Genomic DNA, 4,903 nt, shown 5'->3' on the forward strand with positions numbered 1-4,903 from the left:
ACCTGAGCCTCCATGGTTATGCCCAAGTGTCCGGTCGAAACGGGGGCCAGTTCAGTCCTCCGGACCCTCCTCTCGCGTGAGCAGCGGGCCCTGAGGGTCATGTTGGGCGCCGTGAAGACAGGGGCGCTCCTGAGGGCGGACGGAGCGCTCAGCTCGCACGTGGCGGCGGCCGTCGAAGGCACGGAGGCGTGGGCGGCGCTCGGCGAGACGGTGCTCGGCTTGGCGGCCGCCGCTGGTCAGCGTGACAAGGCCGCGGCCTGAACGACGAACGCGTCCTTGAGGCCGCGTCGCGCTAACAACACACATTTGGGTTGTTGGCGCATCATCAACAGATCTCCGCCCTCCACAAGAATGGATGCTTAGGGCGCGGTCATGCGCCGGAAGCGCTTGAAGTGCCAGTCGAGCGGTTGCCGGGCGACCCGGTGAACCACAGGCTTGTCATGCAGTCCATCGAGGAACTCCTTGTCGCGCAGCCTGTCGGCCAATTGAAGCCGCCCGGTCGCCGGATCAATGCTAACGAGGAACACATCGAAGAGCGCATGGATATCGCTCCTCAGCAAGAGGCTGTTGTCGGCGCGCTCGAAAAGCGGGTATCCAGTGTGCGGAACCACGTGCGCCGCCTCCAAGACTTCTTCGACATCGCACTCCGTAAAAACGCAGCGACCGCCGTAGCGAAGCATTGCCGCCTCTCGGAACGCCCGCTGTCCAGGTCGTTCCTTCACCAAGCGTTTCCGGCGCGCGGCGACGGCCTCCTCAATCGCCGATCCATGAGCTTCCAAGGCTTGCGCCCAGCCCGGATCTTCGCTGTCCGGGTGCGGGCTGCCGATCCGCTGCATCAACGCAAGCAGCTCGTCATGCTGCGCGTCGTCCATCAGCCACGCGCGTGACCCTCGTGAACGATTCAACTTATGCAGGTAGGGGAAGTCGCCGAGAAGGTCTTTGATCCGCTTGAAATTAAACGGCCTCTGCAGGCGCTGCACGTCGTGAAGCACGACGGCGATCCCGCGTTCTTCCCACGGCCGGACCGCCTGGGCCCTTGCCAAAGCTGTCATCCCGCGTCCCTTCCCGTACCTGTCTTCTTCGTGGCACCAGATGTAGAGGATATCTCCCGAGGAGATCCGCGGGCCGGTCTTCGGAGTTGCCATAATATCCGCGCCAGGTTCAACTCTGGCGGAAGGCTTGTTTTTGGCCTCCGTCACGAAGACCTCACCCCCCTCCCACTGCACGTCGGTATCTGGCCGGCATATTCCGGCGGGCGCGTGCTTCGAACCGTCTATCTTTACAATGAACCGTGCCAATCATCACTCCCATGATCATTCGGCCGAACGGATCAAAATGGTTTCAACCTGACGACCTGTTCCTGCGCTGCCGCGCGCGCCGTATCAGCCGGAATGGCAGCACACAGGTCGGAGAAGAGCGTAGACATCTTGCGAGGCTTTGCCAACCCGATCAATTCCTAACCTACGGCTCAAATCGCGACAACTTGGCGCCCGCCCTTCCACTTGACGATGCACCGACTCAACAGGATGGTCGCAAAGTAGCGTGTTGGTTGAGTGGTAAACGGTATGTCGCTTTCGCAGAACGAGATCCGGGCGCGAGCCGCGCAGTTCGCAAAGAGTTGGGCGGGGCATGGCTACGAAAAGGGGGAGACGCAACTCTTCTATCAGGCCTTCTTCGCCGTGTTCGGCGTACCAGTTCGGCGAGTGGCCTCCTTCGAACAGCCGGTCAAATGCCTCGGCGCCAAGCGCGGCTTCATAGACCTCTTCTGGAAAGGAGTGCTGCTGGTCGAACAGAAGAGTGCGGGGCGTGATCTGAAGAAGGCGAAGACACAAGCACTCGATTACTTCCCCGGCCTTTCTGACAAGGAGCTCCCAAGGTTCCTCCTGTTGAGCGACTTTCAGACCTTCGAGCTGACGGATCTGGATACAGGCGAGGAGGTCTCTTTCGCTCTTGCGGACCTGCCGAAGCATGTCGAACGCTTCGGCTTTATTACCGGCCGCGAGAGGAAAGTGTTCAAGGATCAGGATCCCGTCAACATCGAGGCCGCTGAGCTCGTTGGACACCTTCACGATGCGCTGGAGGCGTCCGGCTATGTCGGTCACGACCTGGAGCGGTTCCTCGTCCGGATCGTGTTCTGCTTGTTCGCGGACGACACCGGCATCTTTGAGCCTCGGGGGATCTTCGAAGACTTAATTGAACTTCGGACCGCTATCGACGGATCCGATCTAGGCGGCTGGCTGACCATGCTCTTCCAGACGCTCGACACGAAGACCGCGGCTAGGCCCATCACCCTCGACGAGGATCTTGCGCAGTTCCCGTACGTGAACGGCACGCTTTTCCGAGACAACCTGCGCCTGCCGGCGTTCAACTCGAGCATGCGGGAGAAGCTGATCGAGGCGGCAAGATTTGACTGGTCGCAGATCTCGCCGGCCATCTTCGGGTCGCTTTTCCAGTCGGTGATGAACCGCGACGAGCGGCGCAACCTCGGGGCGCACTATACGAGCGAGGCAAATATCATGAAGGCCTTTCGCCCGTTGTTCCTTGACGGGCTAAGGGCGGAATTCAAGAAGCTGAAGGATAGCAAGGGAACGCGCAGGAAGAGCGAGCTTCAAAAATTCCAGGATCGGCTAGGAAAGCTGAACTTTTTCGACCCAGCGTGCGGGTGCGGTAACTTCCTCATCATCTCCTACCGCGAACTCCGGCTGCTCGAGATCGAGGTCGTAAGGGAGCTGATCGACTACCAGCGTGACAGCTTCGGCCAATTCTCGGCACCCCTTGATGTCTCCAGCCTGTCGAAAGTCAACGTGGACCAGTTCCACGGGATCGAGATTGACGAGTTCGCCTCGCGTATTGCCGAGACCGCATTGTGGATGATGGACCACATCATGAACGTGGCGCTCAGTCTAGAATTTGGACCCTACTACACGAGGATCCCGCTAACGCGGTCGCCTCACATCCTGCAGTCAAATGCGCTTGAGGCGGACTGGTCCATCTTCCTCCCGCCGGCAAAATGCTCCTTCGTCCTAGGCAATCCACCATTCCGCGGTCACCAGTGGCGCACTCCTACCCAGCAGGCCGACATGGAAAGGATTTGGGGCACAGCAGGGCAGTTTAACCGCCTAGACTATGTCACGTGCTGGTTCAGGAGAGCCATTGAATACGCCGCGCTGAATTCCGAAATCGACATCGCACTCGTATCCACCAATTCGATCACCCAGGGCGAGCAATGCGGCATCCTCTGGCCCTGGATATTCTCTAAAGGTGTCAAAATTATCTTCGCCCATAGGTCGTTCCAATGGAACAGCGAGGCTAGGGGTAAAGCCGCTGTTCACTGCGTGATCGTCGGGATGACGTTCAAGGACGACATAAGGCCAACGATATTCGAGTACGATCATGTTCGCGGAGATCCTCATGCGACATCCGTCGGCCGGATAAACGGATACCTGATCGACGGCCCGCAGTACGCTGTCCCTTCACGATCGAGACCACCGACCGGCCGGCTGCGCATGACTAAAGGCAGTCAGCCCACTGACGGAGCAAGAATCCGGGCGCAGGGCGGGGGGTATATCACACGCAGCAACCTGATCATGGATGAGGGACAACGCACCGAGTTCATGGCCCGGCTAAAAAGCGATCTGAAGGGCACCGGCCACGACCTAAAAGACTTTCGCCGCTTCGTCCGTCCATACGTTGGTGGCGACGAACTGATCTCAGGCAATTGGCGGTGGTGCCTCTGGTTGAAGGACGCAAAGCCGTCTGAGCTCAGGGCGTCTGCTGCCATTCAAGAGCGGCTCGCTAGGGTGCGTGAGGGTCGGCTGCTGAGCCCGACTCCCAGCGTGCGGGACTTCGCGAAGCTACCTTGGTTATTCACGCAAGACCGGCAGCCTGACACTTCTTACCTTGCCCTGCCCGAGGTTTCTTCCGAAACGCGGGAATACATCCCGTTGGCCATCCTGCAGCCCGACGTGATCGCGTCGAACAAGCTCCAGATGATTGTGGGCGGAGGGCTCTTATACTTCGGCATTTTGACCTCGGCTATGCACATGGCTTGGATGCGGACGGTGACAGGAAGAATGAAGAGCGACTACAGCTACGCTCCGGCCGTTTACAATAGCTTTGTGTGGCCGGCGATGACCCGCCTTGACGAGAGCAGGATCGAACGTTTGGCGCAGGCCGTGCTCGACGAACGCGAAAAGTTTATGGCGCAGGGCCAGACGCTCGACGACCTCTATGATCCTGATGTGATGCCCGAAGACCTTCGTGCCGCGCACGATGCGCTGGATAAGGCGGTCGACCGATTGTATCGGCGGGGGGGGTTCCGATTTGAGCGGGAGCGTGTGGAGCACCTCTTTTCGCTGTTTGACACCGGATCTGCCCCATTGGACACGACCCGGCAGGAATCCGTTCGACGCCGAAGGGCGGCCTGACGCTCAAGCCTGTGGACAACTGGTTGCCGCACACCGAGGGTGCCGTATCCTGCAGCCGTTAACCCGACTGCAGGCCCACGATGAATACGGCATTCATGCTTTTGGCTCTATACGATGGCGCTCCGATCGTACCGGTTGACGCCGTGTGCCGCGATTTCTTCAGCCACCTGTCGCCCGTGAAGTTCCTGGCGAAGGTCGATCGAGGGGAAATCTCCATCCCAGTTGTCCGGATCGAGGCGAGCCAGAAGTCTGCTAAGGGTGTCCACATTTCCGATCTGGCATCGTGGATCGACGAGCGGCGCGCGATCGCTGTTAGAGAGTGCAAGGCGCTCGCTGGAAGCGGCGCTCGAGCGCACTTGACGACATAGAGATCGGGAAGCACGGTACCCCTGACAACCTGGGGGGCATGTCTTGTTGAAAAGTAAGGCTCCGCCGAGGGCCGCCTGCCGGGGCCTAGTTTCATGACTTACGTCATG

3 protein-coding genes are annotated in these 4,903 nt (G+C 59.6%); 2 read left to right on the forward strand and 1 reads right to left on the reverse strand.

The window, feature by feature from the left end; translation table 11 throughout:
* Window positions 1–359 precede the first annotated feature (359 nt).
* On the reverse strand, window positions 360–1,298 hold the full coding sequence (locus FG154_RS20020) for an HNH endonuclease (protein ID WP_145111807.1): 939 nt from the start codon (window positions 1,296–1,298) through the stop codon (window positions 360–362).
* A 267-nt stretch (window positions 1,299–1,565) separates the two neighbouring features.
* On the opposite strand from FG154_RS20020, the gene FG154_RS20025 reads away from it, so the two are divergent.
* Both FG154_RS20025 and FG154_RS20030 read left to right on the forward strand, forming a co-directional pair.
* Window positions 1,566–4,427, forward strand: coding sequence for a class I SAM-dependent DNA methyltransferase (locus FG154_RS20025; RefSeq protein WP_145111810.1), 2,862 nt, complete (start codon window positions 1,566–1,568; stop codon window positions 4,425–4,427).
* A gap of 95 nt (window positions 4,428–4,522) precedes the next feature.
* Window positions 4,523–4,795 carry a pyocin activator PrtN family protein gene (locus FG154_RS20030; RefSeq protein WP_246100482.1) on the forward strand — a complete coding sequence of 91 codons (273 nt, stop codon included), beginning with the start codon at window positions 4,523–4,525 and terminating at the stop codon, window positions 4,793–4,795.
* Window positions 4,796–4,903: the final 108 nt, after the last annotated feature.

This window comes from Cereibacter sediminicola, assembly GCF_007668225.1.
Taxonomy (GTDB): Bacteria; Pseudomonadota; Alphaproteobacteria; order Rhodobacterales; family Rhodobacteraceae; genus Cereibacter_A; species Cereibacter_A azotoformans.